Annotated in this window: 14 protein-coding genes; 2 read left to right on the top strand and 12 right to left on the bottom strand. The window is 61.5% G+C overall.

Annotated elements, in window-relative coordinates:
* The first annotated feature begins 24 nt into the window (after window positions 1-24).
* Together ACRC0P_RS06540 and ACRC0P_RS06535 are read left to right on the top strand one after the other, a co-directional pair.
* Window positions 25-948, top strand: a complete 924-nt coding sequence (locus tag ACRC0P_RS06540) for a dimethylarginine dimethylaminohydrolase family protein (protein WP_438629109.1) — start codon at window positions 25-27, stop codon at window positions 946-948.
* Between the two features lie 159 nt (window positions 949-1,107).
* The gene (locus ACRC0P_RS06535; RefSeq protein ID WP_438629107.1) at window positions 1,108-1,887 is read left to right on the top strand and encodes an enoyl-CoA hydratase; all 780 of its coding nucleotides are present in this window, start codon (window positions 1,108-1,110) and stop codon (window positions 1,885-1,887) included.
* A gap of 55 nt (window positions 1,888-1,942) precedes the next feature.
* Here the strand turns inward: ACRC0P_RS06535 and glpQ are convergent, their stop codons facing one another.
* The 12 genes from glpQ to ACRC0P_RS06475 all read right to left on the bottom strand — a co-directional run bounded on the left by glpQ (window position 1,943) and on the right by ACRC0P_RS06475 (window position 16,159).
* Complete coding sequence (gene glpQ / locus ACRC0P_RS06530; protein WP_438629105.1) at window positions 1,943-2,959, bottom strand: glycerophosphodiester phosphodiesterase; 1,017 nt, start codon at window positions 2,957-2,959, stop codon at window positions 1,943-1,945.
* Between the two features lie 69 nt (window positions 2,960-3,028).
* Window positions 3,029-4,384, bottom strand: a complete 1,356-nt coding sequence (locus ACRC0P_RS06525; RefSeq protein ID WP_438629103.1) for a GntP family permease — start codon at window positions 4,382-4,384, stop codon at window positions 3,029-3,031.
* 132 nt (window positions 4,385-4,516) lie between these two features.
* Window positions 4,517-5,971, bottom strand: coding sequence for a M48 family metalloprotease (locus tag ACRC0P_RS06520; protein WP_438629101.1), 1,455 nt, complete (start codon window positions 5,969-5,971; stop codon window positions 4,517-4,519).
* A gap of 31 nt (window positions 5,972-6,002) precedes the next feature.
* On the bottom strand, window positions 6,003-6,680 hold the full coding sequence (locus tag ACRC0P_RS06515; RefSeq protein WP_438629100.1) for a hypothetical protein: 678 nt from the start codon (window positions 6,678-6,680) through the stop codon (window positions 6,003-6,005).
* 12 nt (window positions 6,681-6,692) lie between these two features.
* On the bottom strand, window positions 6,693-7,364 hold the full coding sequence (locus tag ACRC0P_RS06510; RefSeq protein WP_438629098.1) for a hypothetical protein: 672 nt from the start codon (window positions 7,362-7,364) through the stop codon (window positions 6,693-6,695).
* A gap of 26 nt (window positions 7,365-7,390) precedes the next feature.
* The gene (locus tag ACRC0P_RS06505) at window positions 7,391-8,395 is read right to left on the bottom strand and encodes a vWA domain-containing protein (RefSeq protein ID WP_438629096.1); all 1,005 of its coding nucleotides are present in this window, start codon (window positions 8,393-8,395) and stop codon (window positions 7,391-7,393) included.
* On the bottom strand, window positions 8,392-9,474 hold the full coding sequence (locus ACRC0P_RS06500; RefSeq protein WP_438629094.1) for a VWA domain-containing protein: 1,083 nt from the start codon (window positions 9,472-9,474) through the stop codon (window positions 8,392-8,394). Before ACRC0P_RS06500 ends, ACRC0P_RS06505 begins: the two co-directional genes overlap by 4 nt.
* On the bottom strand, window positions 9,464-10,768 hold the full coding sequence (locus ACRC0P_RS06495; protein ID WP_438629092.1) for a hypothetical protein: 1,305 nt from the start codon (window positions 10,766-10,768) through the stop codon (window positions 9,464-9,466). Before ACRC0P_RS06495 ends, ACRC0P_RS06500 begins: the two co-directional genes overlap by 11 nt.
* A 197-nt stretch (window positions 10,769-10,965) precedes the next feature.
* Window positions 10,966-11,760 (bottom strand): MotA/TolQ/ExbB proton channel family protein, encoded by a 795-nt coding sequence (locus ACRC0P_RS06490; RefSeq protein ID WP_438629090.1) that lies wholly within the window; start codon window positions 11,758-11,760, stop codon window positions 10,966-10,968.
* Window positions 11,761-11,772: 12 nt separating this feature from the next.
* Window positions 11,773-11,988, bottom strand: coding sequence for a hypothetical protein (locus ACRC0P_RS06485; RefSeq protein WP_438629088.1), 216 nt, complete (start codon window positions 11,986-11,988; stop codon window positions 11,773-11,775).
* Window positions 11,985-14,090: an SUMF1/EgtB/PvdO family nonheme iron enzyme gene (locus ACRC0P_RS06480; protein WP_438629086.1), complete on the bottom strand. Its 2,106-nt coding sequence runs from the start codon at window positions 14,088-14,090 to the stop codon at window positions 11,985-11,987. The genes ACRC0P_RS06485 and ACRC0P_RS06480 overlap by 4 nt, the downstream gene beginning before the upstream one ends.
* A 503-nt stretch (window positions 14,091-14,593) precedes the next feature.
* A complete protein-coding gene (locus tag ACRC0P_RS06475; protein WP_438629084.1) occupies window positions 14,594-16,159 on the bottom strand; it encodes a hypothetical protein in 1,566 nt (521 codons plus the stop codon).
* Between the last annotated feature and the right edge of the window lie 90 nt (window positions 16,160-16,249).

Here is a 16,249-nt window from a genome sequence, read left to right as displayed (position 1 = left end):
AAAACAAATCCGGAACGAAAATAAATGAAAGAATTCACTCTCCGCCGCCGCAAAGAAGAGGGCGGCACCGAACCCCTTGAAAACTGGGGTATGGACTCCGAATACGGTCTGCTGCGCGACGTGCTGATCGGCCCGGTGGATAACTTCAGCTGGCGCACCGGCAATGCCAGTGCCCGCCGCGCCGAGCGCCTGGGGCTTGTGTTCGACCACAAGGTGGCCGCCGCCCAGCACGCGGAAATGCTCGACGCCTACCGCCACGCCGGGGTCAACACCCACCTTATCCCGCCGGACAGCAGTTTGCCCTACCAGATTTACGGCCGCGATTCCTCGGTAATGACTCCCTGGGGCCCTATCGTGACCCAACTGTACAGCCCCTGGCGCCGCGGCGAATGGGTGCCGATCGTGAAAAAGTACGCGGAGTTGGATATTCCCATCTACGACGTAATCACTGCCGGTTCCCTGGAGGGAGGGGACTTCATGGTGCTGGAACCCGGCGTCATCCTCTGTGGTTACTCCGGCGAGCGCACCAGCCCCCAGGGGTTCCAGCAGATGAAGCGCTGGGTGGAAAAAGAGGGCTGGGAAGTGAAGGGCTACCAGTTCGATCCCTTCTTCCTGCATATCGACGTCATGGTGGCCATGCTCGCGGAAAAACTCGCCGCCATCTGTGTGGATGCGGTGGAGCCGGAGCTGGTGCAGTGGTTCGGGAGCCGCAATATCGAGATTATCGATATCCCTTTCCCGCAGGTGCTGGAACTGGGGGTGAATGTGGTGGCCCTGGGCAATGACCGCGTAATGCTGCCCAGGGCCAATAAGGGCCTGGCGGAGAAGTGCCGCGCCCACGGCCTGGAGGTGATAGACCCCGATATCTCCATGATCACGCCGGGCGGCGGCGGTGTGCACTGCATGTGCCAGCCGCTGCGCAGAGATTCGGTTAGCCAATCTGGTTGAATCGGCCCTCGCGCGGGCTGTGGCAGTGGCTAATATGGGTGTGCTTGTAGAGAAGCGGCCCATGGCCGCGATCGAACGATCAGACCAAAAGGCGATCGCAGCTTGCCTCTGAGCGGGCAGAACACCTGCCCCTTTTAACTTCGCAATCCAGAGAAGCCTATGCAAACCCCATGCGCAGAAATCCAGTCCCAGGTCACAGGCCGCGTACTGGAAATCACCATCAACCGCCCCGAGCGCAAGAATGCGCTCACCATGGCCATGTACAGCGCCCTGGCCGAACTGCTTAACGGCGCCGCGGGCAATATCGAAGTCCGCGCCGTGGTCCTCTCCGGTACCGAGGGCGTGTTCACCAGCGGCAACGACCTGACGGATTTCCTCGGCGGCTCCGCCTCCGGTGAAGAATCGCCGGTCTTCCAATTCATGGTCGCCCTCTACAACTTCCCGAAACCGGTGGTGGCCGCCATCAACGGCCCCGCCGTCGGCATAGGCACCACCATGCTGCTGCACTGCGATATGGCCTTTGCCGGCGACGACGCCATGTTCCAGATGCCCTTCGTCGACCTCGGCCTTTGCCCGGAGTACGCTTCCAGCTACTTCCTGCCCCGGCTGATGGGGCATGTGAAGGCTTCCGAACTCCTGCTGCTGGGCAAAAAATTCGGCGCGGACGAGGCGGCGGAACTCGGCATCTGCAACGCCGCGGTGCCCGCCAACGAAGCTTTGGACAGGGCGCGCGCGGCTGCCGCCGAGCTCGCAAAAAAAGCCCCCGAAGCGGTGCGCCTCACCAAACAGCTGTTGCGCCAGGGTACCCATACCACCGGAATGGAGGTAATCGAGCGGGAGGCCGGATACTTCCGGGAGCGCCTGGCGTCGGAGGAGTTCAAGGAGGCGGCCACCGCCTTTATGGAAAAGCGGCCGGCGGATTTTTCACGGTTCGAATAGTTTTGAAAAGCGCGGACTGTTCCGGGTCGGTGGTTGATTGCAGTCTGTATCACTGTCAGCGGGAGCCCCGGGAGATAAATTCCACGGCCTTGTCCGGATGGTCGGTGAACAGCCCGTCCACGTTCAGCTGATCGATAAACAGCTCCAGCAGACGCTCGAAGCTGCCGATCTGTTGGGGAATCTTTTTCGAGTCGGCGCGGAAAGTGTAGGGGTGCACCACCAGGTTGTTGCGGTGGGCCCGCTGTACCAGGTCAGTGGTTGCCAGCTGGTTGTCATCGAGGAGGTCTATCATCATCATCATCCAGGGGCCTATAGCGTCGGCATAGATGGCGATTTTCTCCAGGCCGCCGGGTTGCAGCATCCAGTCGTGGTCATCCTTTTTGGCGATCAGTTGTACGAGGGGTAGATCCATTTTCAGCTGTGGCATCAGCTCGCGCTTTATCCGCTGCAGCTCCTCGGCGTCGAAGCACTGAAGGAAGATCTTTTTGCTGCGGCCGGTGTAGCCGTATTGCTTGAGTTTGACCAATGTCAGGACGGCGATATCCCTGCCCTCGCGGCGATGGAAGGCAGGATTTTTAATTTCGGGGTAGATGCCGATATCGTAACCAAGCGTCTTGTTGAGACCCTGGATCAGCTCGATTTCCTCTTCCAAGGTGGATAGCTGGAAGCTGGATTGCCACAGCGGGAAGCGCCGGGGATATTTCGCAGCGATATTGCCGTTCTTATTTCTGAACGCCTCGGTAACTCTCAGTCGCTTGAGTTCCGCCAGGGTAAAATCGATGGTGTAGTAGTGCCCGTCCTTGCGCACGCGGCCGGGAAAAACCTGGGCGACATCGGTAATACCATCCAGGTAAATATCGTGCATTACTATCAGCCGGTTGTCTTTGCTCAGCACCAGGTCCTGCTCGATATAGTCCGGTCGCATGGCGTAGGCCAGGGCCTTGGCTTCCAGGGTATGCTCGGGCAGGTAACCGGAAGCGCCGCGGTGGGCGATCACCAGGGTGGCGTGTGCACTGCCGGCGGCGAGGATGAGGACCAGGGAAAGGCAGAGGGGCAGCGTGCGGCGAATCATCTTCCTGTACTCTGTTTGTTCGGTGCTCGGGAATTTCAGTATACAGGATCATTGTGACAGACGATTTACTTAAATCAGCACCAGGCCCAGTAGCGACACCACCGCCATGGCACTTATCCCCTGGATCAGGGTGGCGGTAGTCTGGGCGCGGTAGCCGAGTGTCACGTCCATCCTGCTGAGCTGGGTAACCACCCAGAAGTAGCTGTCGTTGACGTGGGATACGGTCATGGCGCCGGCGCCGATCGCCATGACGGTGAGCACTCTACCCATCTCGCTGTCCAGTCCCATCTCAAACAGAAGTGGTGCTACCAGTACCGAGGTGGTGACCATGGCGACGGTGGACGAGCCCTGGGCGCTTTTCAGCGTTGAGGAGACTAGGAATGGCATAAACAAGCCTATGCTGGCATGGGAGAGCGACTGGGCGAGCAGGGTTCCGACACCGGAGACTTTCAATACTTCGCCGAGAGTGCCGCCGGCGCCGGTGATCAACAGCACCGGTGCGGCGGCTTTGATGCCGGCTGCTATATGTTTGGACAGCTCGGCAATTTTCCGGGGTCCGCGCAGCAGGAAACAGGCCAGCCCCAGGCCCGCCAGTAAAGCGTTCAGGGGCTGGCCGAGGAAGGTGGTCAATTGGCGTAGGGCCGGAATGGCATTGAACGGATTATCGGGGAGGCTGGCGACGGAGCCCAGGCACAACAGCACAATGGGTACGAGAATCGGGGCAAAGGCAGTGACGGGGTGCGGCAGGCTGCCGTAACGTTCCATCAACTCCCGGCAATGCTCGTCGGTCACCCTCGCGTCATCGTCGATTTCCAAGTGTACGTCGACAAACTGTCGCGACCAGATCCATCCGGCCACCGCGGCCACTGCGGCCACCGCCATCCCCAGCATAATTACCGTACCGAGGTTGTTGCCCAGACCCAGACTGGTGGCTGCAGCGACGGGGCCGGGAGTGGGAGGGACCAGGGTATGGGTTGCGAAGAGCCCCGTGGCAAGCGCTACGCTCATGGCGCAGTTGGAAACCTGGAGTTTTTCCGCGAGGGAGTTTTTCAGCGAGTTGAGGATAATGTAGCCGGAATCGCAGAATACCGGGATGGCAACCAGGTAACCGATAATGGAAATGGCCAGGGTGGGCATCCGTTCCCCCAGAAGCCGGATCGTGGTCTCCGCCATGGTGATGGCCGCCCCGGATCTCTCGAGAATAATGCCGATTACCGTACCCAGCATAATCACCAGGCCGATATAGCCGAGCACACTGCCAAATCCGTTGCCGACGACAATGGCAATACTGCCCGCCGGTACGCCGTAGACAAAGGCTGTGAGAAAGCTGGCCAGCAGCAGGGTGAGAAAGATATGCAGCTTGAGCTTTGTGGTTATCAGTATGATAAAAGCGATAATGGCGAGCAGAATCAGAATCTGGATCATGCTCTTTCTCCCATCCCTGGAGCTAGCCCGGATATTATTACCGACGGCTGTGCCGCGAGCGGATTCCCGATGGAAACCGATCGCGGTCATTGGTCGCCCCGGCAATCATTGCGAGTCCCTGGCCCGGATTTTTCACTGTACGATCTTGATCCACTCTCCCGGCTTGGGTTCGCCCCGTGGGAAGTAACCGTTGAGCAGGCGCAGTTGCTCCTCGGCGTATTCGCCGATCTCCATATGGCGGGCCAGCGATGCGAAAGTGGTTTTTTCGTTGGCTTTCACATAACGCACCCGTTTGATGTTCGGCTGGATAATGTCGCTTTTGCGCAGGGGGCGGAAGCTGCGAATGCTGGTGAGAAAGAGGTTGTCGTACTCCTCACCGGCCTTTTCCTCTCCCTCTGGCAGCTTGTTGATCTTACCCTCGAAAACATACTGGCGGCTGCCGTAGAAAATTACCGCCACCCGGTCCGGGGTCTCGCTGCCGGCCTTCGGCAATTTTCCGGTGTGGCCCTGCAGCCGGTACTGCTGCAGCTGTTCGTCCTGCTCGAGGCTGCGCACGTCATAGGTTTCCCGCAGCGCCATATCCGGGGGCTGGTTGCTGTTGCGCCTGTCCACCTTGAGCGTGATGGTGGCGGAATTGTCCGGCGCAATGCCGACGATGGCGGCGCGCTGGTTTTCCACTTTCCAGCCTTCGGGGAACAAGAGGGAAAATCCCAGCCGTTTGTGGTTGTAGCGGTTCTTTTCCGACTGTCGCGCGTTCTGTCCGTAGACCAGGCCGTCGGTCTTCTCGCGGTAGTATTCGACTTTGGTGACTTTTTTGTCCTCCGGCAGCTCTCCAGCTGCCGCCACAGCTTCCTTCAGGCGGATATCGTTGCGGGGGTGGGAGGAGAAAACCCCGTGGTAGGTTTGCTGCTTTTTACCCTCCACCCTGGCGCGGCGGCGGGAGAAGGTCTCCTGGTCTTTCAGCAGGGCGATCACATTGATTATCGCCTGCGGGTCGTAGCCGGCGTTGTACATATACTGTGCGCCGAAGCGGTCCGCTTCCAGTTCCATATCGCGGCCATAGCCTTTCACCGCCGCGGTGGTCCACAGGTTGGCCACGTCGCCGACCACCCCGCTGCCGGTCACCAGTACGGAGAGCACCGAGGCGACACCGGCACCGGTGGCGGCGGTTTTCTGTCGCACCGCGTGGCGGGCGGTGATATGGCCCACCTCGTGGGCCAGCACCGCGGCCATTTCCGCCTCCGAGTGCAGGTAGGTGAGCAGGCCGCGGTTGATATACACATACCCCCCCGGCAGGGCGAAGGCATTGATATCCTGGCTGTCGATAATGGTGAAGTGGTATTCCAGGTCCGGCCTGTCACTGGCCGCGGCCACCTTCTGCCCCACGTGTTCCACATAGGCGTTCAGCACAGGATCGTTGTAGATCGGCGTGCTCTTCACCAGCTTCTGGTGCATTTCCCGGCCGATTTCAATTTCGCGGGATTCCGACATCAATACCAGATCCGGCCGGTTGGTGGCGGGGTTGAAGGCGCAGCCGGCGATGGCCGCGATTACCGCGGTGGCGAGCATTTTGTGTAAAGTCTGCATTGTTTTGGTCCTCCGCTGAATTTGAGGAGCGTCAACTACTCGAAGATTTTCCGCCGGCGGGTTGCGCCGGCAGCAGGAACTGCTGCAACTGGGCTGCCATTCCCTTGCAGGCGTTGTTCTGTACCCGGGCGATCAGGGGAATGGGCACTACGATGGCGGGCATATAGGAAGTGCCTTTGGCATCCGCACTGAGCTTTCCGGAGAGCTCCCGGTCGCGGAAGTCCCAGACCGATGCCTCGTAGTCGGACTCCTTGTCCCAGGTGCCGAAGCCGAAGCAACCCGCACCACCGGTGCCGATGGAGCAGCCGATGGAGCCGGCGCTGGCGGTGGTCTCGGTGGAGCCGTCGATCCACACGATATATTTCACCCCGTAGGTTTCCATGCGCTCGCGCACTTCGGGGATATCCACCAGTCGGTCCAGGGATTTCAGGTGCATCGGCGCGGTGCGCGCTTCGAACCAGGGGTACATGGCGTCGACGAACTGTTGCTCGGGGATAACGGTGACCCCGCGCTTGGGATTGTGCAGGCGCCTGCCCACACAGTCGACTAGATCCGGTTCGGTTTCGTACTCGCTGGAGTGGCGCCGGCCCAGGATAACAACGGAGTCGCCGCGGGCGAGTTCGCCATCACTGCGCCGGTACTCGTCGATCACCACCGTGGTGCAGCCGCTCAGCAGCATCAATGCGAAAACAAAAATTGACTTGGCCACAATAACCTCCAGTTACTCCGTGGTTTCTTCGCCGGCGGCTTTACCACCCTTCAAAGAAAGCGCCCGCTGCTTGCTGGCCAGGAACGCCTGCAGTTCCGGCACCCGTTCAAAACCGGTGTACAGGGTGGCGCCGGCATCGCGCAGGGCGATATTGATGGCCTGGGCCAGGGCGTCCTCCTGGGACTTGAGGAAAGCAGTGGGCGTTTTGCCGTAGGCGGTGATCACCCAGTTTGCCACTGACTCACCGCGTTGGTCATAGGCGTGCATATCGTATTTGATCCACACCTCGAAAATATTGACGCGGTTTTCCCGCGGCATGGTGAACTGGAGTTCGCGCACCTCCGGCACGATGACCAGCTCGACATTTTTCGGCAGGTCCTGGGGGTATTGGGAGAGGGAAATCGTCTCGCTGAACATGGAGCCGAGCACCGTCTCGAACAGGTTTTTCTGCGCCTCGCCGGTATTGATGTTCCACTCGTCGCGATCCGCGCTGTCCTCGTGATGGGTGAACTTACGGAATTCGTCGCTGAGGTAGATGCCCACTGTGAGGGGATGCTGGTGGCCCACCGGCTGCGGGTAGCGCCCGTCTACACTCACCGTGTGTGAGCAGGCGGCGGCGAGCAGCAGCGCCGAAACCAGAGCGATTTTCCAGACCGCGGAAAATCTGTTTTTTGACCAAGCCATAACTCGCTCCTGGATAACCTTATAAGTTACCGGAAATCGTTCAACCCCACAAAAGTCCCGCCATTGCGATAGGTGAGTTCGCGCATCAGCGCGGCAAATCTCAGCCCGGTTGTCTGCAGGTGCCGCGGCCGGGAAAACTGGATTGGAAAGCCGATGGCGTGAATACGTACCATTCGCTGATCTTCGCCGCGCTGGGCATTGACCCTGTCCACCGCCATCATTACATTGCGGATGGATTTGCCGGTGAATTCGTCCCCCAGCACATAGATGCTGATTTTCTTGTTGGGATCGTAGAAGCTGCGCACCGCTTTCTGGATGCCTTCCACGGGGCTGGAGTTACTGAACGGGTTCCAGGACCTGAGGCGCTTCAGTATCGCCTGGCGGCGCCCGGGGGTGTCGGGTATCCATTTGCGGCGGTAGTTGTTGAACATATAGTCCCCCATGTCGTTCATGACCTGGATACCCTTGACGTTGGGGTAGATATCCAGGGTGTTGACCATCTCCGTCATCATGCGGTCCCAGCCGTAGTTGAACATACTGCCGGAGGTGTCGATGATGAACAGGATATATTCACTGTCTACCGGGATGCCGCCGATCACATTGTTCTTGCGCTGGTAGTTTTCCCCCAGCAGGCGGCGCATTTCATCGGTCAGGGTCTGCAGCGCCACGGTCAGCTCGCCTTTGAGTTTGCCGTCCTCGCTCTCGCCCTCGGTTTTGCGCGCGTAGAGGGCCTGCAGCGTGTCCAGCTCACCTCTCAACTTGGCAATGCGCTTGCGCTCGATGTCCAGTTGCTCGCGCTTGGCATTGAGATCGCGGTTCAGAATACTGGTTTCGCCGCGGATCTCCGCCAGTTGCTGCTGTAGGTCCTGGACCTGGCCGTCCAAGTCCATCTCGGCTTCCTCTAGCACAATCGGCTCGATGGTCTTGGCGATCATCAGCAGCAGGACGATGGCGCCGAAGCCACAGCAGATGACGTCGAGAAAGGAGATGCTGAATTCTTCCTGTTGACGTTTGTTGCGATTGCGCTTCATGGCCAATCCCTCGATGGCGCCAGAAACGAGCCGCGGGTATCCATGGCCAGTTTCCAGAACTCGCTCGCTGCAAAGGGATCGCCCTCCATCGGCGCCAGGATGACATTGACCGGAACGTCTTTCGGCAGCACTTTTACCGCGCGCCTGAACAGATCGAGACGGTCCCGGCCGGAAATGGTATTGCCGCGGGGCCTTTTCATGCCCTGGGTGGGCAGGCCGTCGGTGATCAGGATGATGTTGTCCGGCAGCGGTGACAGGTTGCTGACCGCGTGGAATACCCGCTCCAGGCTGGTGCCGTTTTCGGGTGCGACTTTGTCCAGTTCCTTGATTGCCTTATCCAGCTGGTCGCGGTCGTCCACGTTCAGCCAGCGGCCCTCGGTGCCGGCGATGGCGGCGCGAAAGCCGGTGTCGAAGGTGTAGATCTGGTACTGGCTGTCCTGGGGAAACTGCGCCGTCAGCCAGGACACGGTATTGATTGCGCGGCGCCACTTGTCGGTATTGCGTTTGACATGGGACGACATATTGCGCGTGCGGATCACCTTGATGAGCTGGTCCGCGAGCATACTCGCGGAGGAGTCGAGCAGGATCAGGATGCGGTCCCCGCCCAGTTGCAGGCCGGTGAGATACTGGCGATCGCCGTCGCCCACATACTTGCGCACGTTGTTGCCGAGTTTCTTGTTCTCCGATTCCAGCTCTTTCTTGGCCTGCTCCAGCTTTTTCACTTTTTCCTGCAGGCGCTCGATATCCTGCTCCTCGTCGGCGCTGTCGACCTCGGCGATATTGCCCTTGACCTCCTCGATCTGCTCGATAATGCGCCGGGCCAGGCCCTGGGCCTGTGCGAGATCGTCGCTGGTGGTATCCAGTGTGTTGCGCGCCAGCACCAGATGTTCGCGGCCAAACTCCACTTCCTCCTGCAGCAGGTTGACCTCCGCGGCCAGGTCCTGGTTTTCCGCCTCTATGTCGCGGTCGGAGCCGTGTTTGATAATCAAAAAGATCAGCGCTACGGCGCCGAAGCCGCAGGACATGATGTCGAGGAACGACAGGCTGAAGGTGCTGAACCGCCGGTTCTTACGCGCCATAGTGCTCCACGCTGATCGCAGTGATTACATCTTCGATATCCGCCGCGCCGATTTTGTCGCCGGCGGTGAGGTTCACCGGCGCGGCGATCTGCTCGCCGTTCAGCATCAGCCGGGCCCCGGCATCCACGCGCAGCGCCAGCCGCCCGGCGTGGTTGGTCACCGTGGCCGCGGGGTGGTGCGGCGGGGTCGCGGTCACCTCGAGTTTGCCGTCCTTCCAGCTGACGAACAGCGGCTGTTGCGCCGCCAGTGCCCGGTGGCCGAACAGCAGGTGGGTGGCCGCCGCCTCGGCGGCGCTGTTGACCTGGACCGCCACTTCGCCGGCGGGGGCCGCACTCAGTGCGGTGACCAGGCGCAGGGCACCCGCATCGCCGTGGATTTCCTCCCAGCGCCGTGCCACCGCCTGGGCCACACAGTTGTGGGGCAGCAGGTGTATGCGCTCCGCCAGCTGCGCGCCGCCGGGAATTTCCGCCCAGCGATGGGAGACGAAGACCACGCTGTTGTTCTCTGCCAGGTTGTCGATCAGTGCGCGCACCCGGGAGAGGGTCGGGGTGCTGGCGTCCTGCAGCTGGCGCAGGCTCACTTTCGCGGTGCGGTCGTCCAGTTCCGCCATGACTTCGCCCTGGCGCATGGCGCGGCCGACCCATTGCGGCAGCATGTCGTAGAGCTGTTGTTCCGCTTCCGCGGAGTAGAGCGGATCGAAGCGGCACTGCATTACGAAGGCGTCGGTAAACACCCGTGCCCAGGCGTCCAGGAAACTCTGTATGCCGGCGTCGCTGACGGTTTCCGCCATATCCAGTACCGCCTGTTCATGGACCGCCACGCGGCTCACCAGGCTCTGGTGGCGCTGCAGTTCGACGTGCAGCTGCACGCCGCGGGGGGCGCAGCTGCCGATACAGGCGGTGGCGGCATCCACCAGGCCCACGGCGTTCACCGGGCTTTCCTTGACGATGCCCAGCAACAGCGCCAGCTGTTCGCGGGTAAAATTGCCGGGCACCGCCAGCACTATTTCTCCCGGAAGGTCGCAGTGCCTGGCGATTTCCTCCAGGTGGCAGTAGGCCAGGTCCGCGTGGTGGCGGCAGCGGGCGTTGTCCGACTTAAGAGACTCCAGGCTGAGCCGGCGCCAGAACTGGCTGTTCACCTGGGTGGGATGGCTGCGCGCGCGCATCAGCGCCGCGGTGCCCACCAGTATCTGCCGGTTCTCCACCACGGCGACGCCGGGGCTTTCCAGTATTTCGTCGGTGCCGGTGAATACCCGCAGCCCGCAGTCGTTAATTTCCAGTACGCCTTGGTTCATGGGCGATTCCTTCTTCGATTCGCCAGAGGGCCATGCCCAACTGGTTAATTACCCTGTAGGAGCGGCCCATGGCCGCGATCCGACTCGGAAGCAACCGCAGCATTGATCGCGGCCATGGGCCGCTCCCGGCCGGACCGCTCCCGGCCGGACCGCTCCTACAAATTTCTTTCGAATCTCGTGCTCTGCGCTTCCGGCGATCAACTCACTTTCAAAAACCGCAACAGGTTGTTGTCGCAGTAATTCTGCGTATCCAGCACCAGCCGCTCCTGCATCAGTTGCAGTTGGTGGGTGAAAAACATGATCACGATGCTGATCACCAGCGCGACAAAGGTGGAGTTGAAGGCCACGCCCAGGCTGACGGTCACCCCGGCGATATCCCCTTCCACCGCCCGGTGTGCCTGGGACAACGCCTCGCCGATACCGCGCACCGTGCCGATAAAACCGATGGAGGGTATGGCCCAGGTGATGTAACGCACCATGGCCAGTTCACTGTCCAGACGGTCCCCCTCGGTATCGCATACCTCTTTCACGGAATTGGAAACCGCGGCCACGTTGCGGGTGGAGCCGAAGCGTTGCAGCGCGGTGAGCAGGGTGCGGGGCAGCAGGAAGTTGCGCTCTTCCTCCGGCAGGGCCTGGATGGGGCGGGTGAGGTCCCGCGCGTCTTCCGGCAGGATCGGCGTGCCTTCGCTGATATTGAGCAGGGCGCTGTCGAGCAGGCGGCGTTCGCGCAGGCCGCGGCGGGCTTTCAGCCCCATAATCGCCATGGCCCACAGCATCAGTACGAAGCAGGCCTCCTGTTCGTAGTCGCGCATCACGATGTAGAGCGAGCGCTGCTGTATGTAGGTTTCCCCGGCGGCTTCGCGGGCCAATTGCTCTTCGATCAGCGCGTCCGCGTTGGGGCGGATAATCGCCACATAGATGGCGTGGACGAGGATGATGGCACCCAGCAGGGCGAAGAGCTGAAAGATAAAATCGGAGGATTTGAATTTCATGGCAGTGCTCTTTTAAATATCGATGGGATAGGAGACGGACAGGTCCTCGGAAATTTCCTCCGTGGGGCGGTAGTCGTCGGCGTCTTTCTCCGTTTTTTTCTTGTCGCGTTCGGCCTGAGCCACCTGCACTTCCTTCTCCGTCTCTGTGTTTTCTTCTTCCGCTTTGTCTTGCGCCGTCAGCGGCGCGGAAATGAATGCCAGACTGAGAAAAATTACCGTCCATTTCATGGTGTCGTCTCCCCGTTGACCCAGCGCGCTACGCGGAAGCCCACATCGTTGCGGGGATCGGCGCCGTAGTCGCGAAAGGAAAGGCGCAGCTCGGTGAGGCCGGCGTGGCGCCAGCTGGAGCCGCGAATCACGTGATAGTCGCCATCCTGCGGGCCCACCGGGTCTTCCTCCCGCCTCAGCGAGAGCCCGGTGCCGATGGTGTAGAGGTCGTGCACCCACTCGGAAACATTGCCCCCCAGGTCGTGGATGCCCATGGAATTGGGTGGGTAGCTACCCACCGGCGCAGTGGCGGCGTAGCGGTCGTTGTAGGTGCGCAGTACCGCGGGTACCAGTTGCGCGGCGCTGGTGTCGGCGAAATTGCCGGAGTTTTTTTGCACCGGCAGTTCGTCGCCCCAGGGGAATTTGCGCATCGCGCCCCGGTCGTAGCGGGCGGCCCAGGCCCATTCCGCCTCGGTGGGCAGGCGGTAGCCGTCGGCGGCGGTGTCGAAGCCGATGATGCGGCCGCGCTCGGTCAGGTACACGGGCTGGAGGCCGTCGCGCTCGGACAGCCAGTTGCAGAAGAGAGCCGCGTCGGTCCAGCTGACATTCACCACCGGCAGGTTGTCGTTGTCCAGGCTGACTCCCTGCACGTGGCTGGAGCTGTGCATGCGCTGGTAGCGGCGGTACTCGCGGTTGGTGACTTCGGTGGTGGCGAGGTAGAAGGGACGGGTCAGGGAGACCTGGCGCAGCACTTCGTTGGCGCGGCGACCCTGTTCGCGGCGGGAGGAGCCCATGGTGAAGCGGGCGTCGGGGCGCATCAGTTTCATGCGGCCGCCGGCGCCGTGGATGATTTCCGCCGGCACCCTGGACCAGTGGGCCTGCTCGGCGGTGAGCAGCACCGCGCGCACGGTCTGTTCCAGTTTACCGCTGGGCACTATGTTGGTCTGGTAGTCCTCGTAGCCGGCCTTGCGCACCACGATACTGTGACTGCGCGCGGGCAGGGTAAAGGTCTGGCCGGTGGTGCCGGAGAATTCGCCGTCGATAAAGACCTGGGCGCTCTCCGGGTTGCTGGTGATGCGTACGCGGCCGAAAACGGCGGAGAGGTCGACGGAGAGATCGCGCTCGACGCCGGCGGCTATGTCGATGGTGCGGTCCACCGAGCTGTAGCCGTCCTTGAAGAAACGCAATTGGTGGCCGCGGCCGGAGGCCAGTTCCAGCCGCAGCGGCGTGCGGCCGCGAAATTCGCCGTCCACGGTGACGCTGGCGTCCTCCGGGACACTGGTCAGGTGCAGGATGCCGTCCGCGGGGCCCAGGTCCACCGGCGTCAGTGTCTGGTCGACGCCCGCGGTCACCGCTACCGGGATCTTTGCGGTCTTGTGGTCCGGAAGTGACAGTTCCACCACCCTGTCCCCCTGGATCAGTTCCGCGCTCAGCGGCGTGGTGCCGAGCACTTCGCCCCCCACGGTGACGGTGGCGCCGGGCGGGTTGGTGCTGATATGGATGCTGGCCCAGGCCGGGCGCAGTTTTGCCTGCAGTATCTGGGTATTGTCCAGGCCCTCGATATCCACTTCGCGGGTAAAGGGCAGATAGCGTTCGCTCAACAGGGTGATGCGCTTGCGCCCGGCGGGAATATTTTTCGCCAAACCCTGTTCGCTGGGAACTTCGTCACTGTCCACCAGGATGCGCACCGCCACCGGCGGATCGGTGATTACCCGCAGGTGCCCGGGGAGTTTTTCCAGTTTGACGATGTGGCGGCTGTGGCCGTCGCTGTCGACTTCCACTTCACCGCTTTTTGGCAGGTAACCCTCGGCGCTCACGGTGTAGCGGTAGTGTCCCGGCAGGACCAGGTGGCCGTCGCCCAGGGGCAGGGCGAGGCCGCTGACGCTGACATCGGCGTCGGCGGGCTGGGTTTCAAAGATCAGCGAGCGGGCGACCAGCAGGTAGACCAGTGCCAGCAGGCCCAGCAGCAGGCAGCAGGCAATAGACAGCGCGCGGGGAGAAAACAGCAGTTTTCTGCCGCCGGCTTCGACCTGGACCGGCGTAAAGCCGGTGGGTTCTATGAGCAAAAAGTCGTCGTCCGCGCGATCGCTCTCGCGAACGGGTACCGCTTCCTTCGCTGTCATTTATGCTTTCCTGTTACTGCGCGAGCCTTTATCAACTCAAGTGGTTCAGTTCCGGGAGCCGGGGCGGGGTGCGCCTTTCTGGGACACGGGCTAGGCGCCCCCCTCAATACGTCCCTGGCAGGTTTTTTTGCTCCTGCAAAACCTGCACTTCCGCCATCCATGGCGGTCGTAGATTGTCCGCGAGGTTCCTCTCGCAGACAGTCCCAGAAAGGCGCACCCCGCCCCGGCTTTTGCCATCGACAGACGCCTCGAACTCAGAAACTTGAGTTATCAACTTATCGCGTGTGAAAACCTCGCGCTGGTTTTGGAAAACCGACGGACCGGCACAAAGCGTTCTCGGTGCCCTACAGCTTAGCCCGCAACGGTACTGCCAGTGTCTTTGTAACGCCATTTGGCATAAAAGTCATCTTATCGCGGTTACTGCTTTGGCGTTTCTGTCCAGGTTTTCCACCCATGAAAGTTGTACAGTTTTTGATCGTTGAGCGAAGGGTCTGTTCGCGCGCTCAGCTGTTATTGACGCCGTTAATTTTCTCCGCGCATTGAATGACCACGATGGGCGGTTCTCCGGTGGGGTCCACGGTAAATTCCCGGCGCACGTCCCGGTAGCCCTCGCGGGTGCCCACGGCGGTGTAGCGGCCCGGCTTCAGGGTGATTTCGCGCTCGGCAAAATTGCCCAGCCGGCCCACGTGATAAATCGTCACGCTGGTGCTGGTGTCGGATTGCAGGCGCACGGGGATTGGGATCAGCGCTTTGGTGAGGGCGTTTTCCAGTTGCTCGATCTGGCCTTGCAGGCGCGGCGTGCCGCTGTCGAGTTTGCGCGCGTCGGCGAGTACATCGCGGGCGTAGCGGTTGCGCTTGCCGCCACTGAGGGAGAGGGGGTCTTCGAGCAGCTCCTGCAACTGGTCGTCCAGCTGGGCGCGGGCTTCGGCGCGGGCCTTTCCGGTGATGGCGGAGACCAGGCTGGAATCCATTGCCTGCAGTTTGCGGTAATTCTCCGCGGCGGCGTGCCACTCTTCCGCGGCCTCCTGCTGGCGCGCGCGGCTGAACAATTGGTCGATACGCTGCCGTTCGAGGCCGTTGGCAGCCTGCTGCAATCCGGCGGCGGGGTCTTCGGCCTGTGGCTTCAGCGCCTGCGCTTTCTGGAAGAATTTTTTCGCCGCGGAAAAATTCTCATCGGCGATTGCCGCATAGCCCGCGGACATGGCCTCGCTGTAGTCGCGCTCTGTGATGGCGGCGAGAACCCGCGGCAGAAGTTCCCTGGCCGGGCGGGTCTGCGGGTCCACCGCCAGGGATTTCTTCAGGGCGTCGCGGGCTGCGTCCAGGTCGTTTTTTCCGAACGCCGTTTTGCCTTGAGTGAAGTGTTCCCAGGCCTCGGGCAGTTTTTCCGCGCGGGCCTTGCCCTTGACGCCCCGGGGATGGTCTTCGGAAATGACCAGGACCAGGTCGAAGGCGGTATGCGCGGCCTTCGCATCGCCTCGGTCCAGGGCCTCGTTGCCCTCGGCCAGGTGTTTTTCGATGCGTTCGGGAATGCCATCGCGCAGCGCCTGCATCGCGGCCAGGGCCTCGCGGTATTTTTCCAGGGCCTGCATGAACTTGCGCTGGCGGTAGATCCCGTCCGCTTCTTCCGCCAGAGCCCGGGCCGCGGAAAATTCCTCGCCGGCCCAGAGATCTATCTGCCGTTCCTCCAGTTCCTCCTGCAGTATCAGGATATCCTGCAGCACTTTCTGGACCTCGCGGCGCTGCTTGGCCATTTCCGCTTCGCTGTAGGGGGAGGTCTCGATTTTTTTCGGGGCGCCGGTTTGCGTATCGGCGGTTTGGGCGGCGGGCAGTTGCGGCCTGGGTTTTTCCACCAGTTGCGGCAGGCCCCAGAAAACCCCGACCAGGGCGAGTAGCAGACCCGCGCCCACCGCGACGGGCAGGATCTGCCGGCTCCGCGGATCTTTTTGCGCGGCCGCTGCGCGGGTGCGGGCCTGCTGGAACTCCGCTTGCGCGGGCTGTTCGCCGCCGAAAGTGAATTCTGCCGGCTGGATAAATCCGTTGTCTTCTGGTGACGGGTCGCGGTGTTGCATAGTCGTTCCGCACTGCTGCTTATTTTCTGTAGGAGCGGGCCATGCCCGCGATCGGCCTATGCTATCCAGTAATGCCGATCGCGGGCATGG

Source organism: Microbulbifer sp. (assembly GCF_051659245.1).
Lineage (GTDB): Bacteria > Pseudomonadota > Gammaproteobacteria > Pseudomonadales > Cellvibrionaceae > Microbulbifer.
This window is presented reverse-complemented; position numbering and strand designations above follow the sequence as displayed.

Excerpts from the sequence above, each read along its gene's own strand:
- ACRC0P_RS06495 (WP_438629092.1), bottom strand. The coding sequence starts at position 10,768 with ATGAACCAAGGCGTACTGGAAATTAACGACTGCGGGCTGCGGGTATTC.
- ACRC0P_RS06525 (WP_438629103.1), bottom strand. The coding sequence starts at position 4,384 with ATGATCCAGATTCTGATTCTGCTCGCCATTATCGCTTTTATCATACTG.
- ACRC0P_RS06520 (WP_438629101.1), bottom strand. The coding sequence starts at position 5,971 with ATGCAGACTTTACACAAAATGCTCGCCACCGCGGTAATCGCGGCCATC.
- ACRC0P_RS06490 (WP_438629090.1), bottom strand. The coding sequence starts at position 11,760 with ATGAAATTCAAATCCTCCGATTTTATCTTTCAGCTCTTCGCCCTGCTG.
- ACRC0P_RS06505 (WP_438629096.1), bottom strand. The coding sequence starts at position 8,395 with ATGAAGCGCAATCGCAACAAACGTCAACAGGAAGAATTCAGCATCTCC.
- ACRC0P_RS06510 (WP_438629098.1), bottom strand. The coding sequence starts at position 7,364 with ATGGCTTGGTCAAAAAACAGATTTTCCGCGGTCTGGAAAATCGCTCTG.
- ACRC0P_RS06500 (WP_438629094.1), bottom strand. The coding sequence starts at position 9,474 with ATGGCGCGTAAGAACCGGCGGTTCAGCACCTTCAGCCTGTCGTTCCTC.
- glpQ (WP_438629105.1), bottom strand. The coding sequence starts at position 2,959 with ATGATTCGCCGCACGCTGCCCCTCTGCCTTTCCCTGGTCCTCATCCTC.
- ACRC0P_RS06480 (WP_438629086.1), bottom strand. The coding sequence starts at position 14,090 with ATGACAGCGAAGGAAGCGGTACCCGTTCGCGAGAGCGATCGCGCGGAC.
- ACRC0P_RS06535 (WP_438629107.1), top strand. The coding sequence starts at position 1,108 with ATGCAAACCCCATGCGCAGAAATCCAGTCCCAGGTCACAGGCCGCGTA.
- ACRC0P_RS06540 (WP_438629109.1), top strand. The coding sequence starts at position 25 with ATGAAAGAATTCACTCTCCGCCGCCGCAAAGAAGAGGGCGGCACCGAA.
- ACRC0P_RS06485 (WP_438629088.1), bottom strand. The coding sequence starts at position 11,988 with ATGAAATGGACGGTAATTTTTCTCAGTCTGGCATTCATTTCCGCGCCG.
- ACRC0P_RS06475 (WP_438629084.1), bottom strand. The coding sequence starts at position 16,159 with ATGCAACACCGCGACCCGTCACCAGAAGACAACGGATTTATCCAGCCG.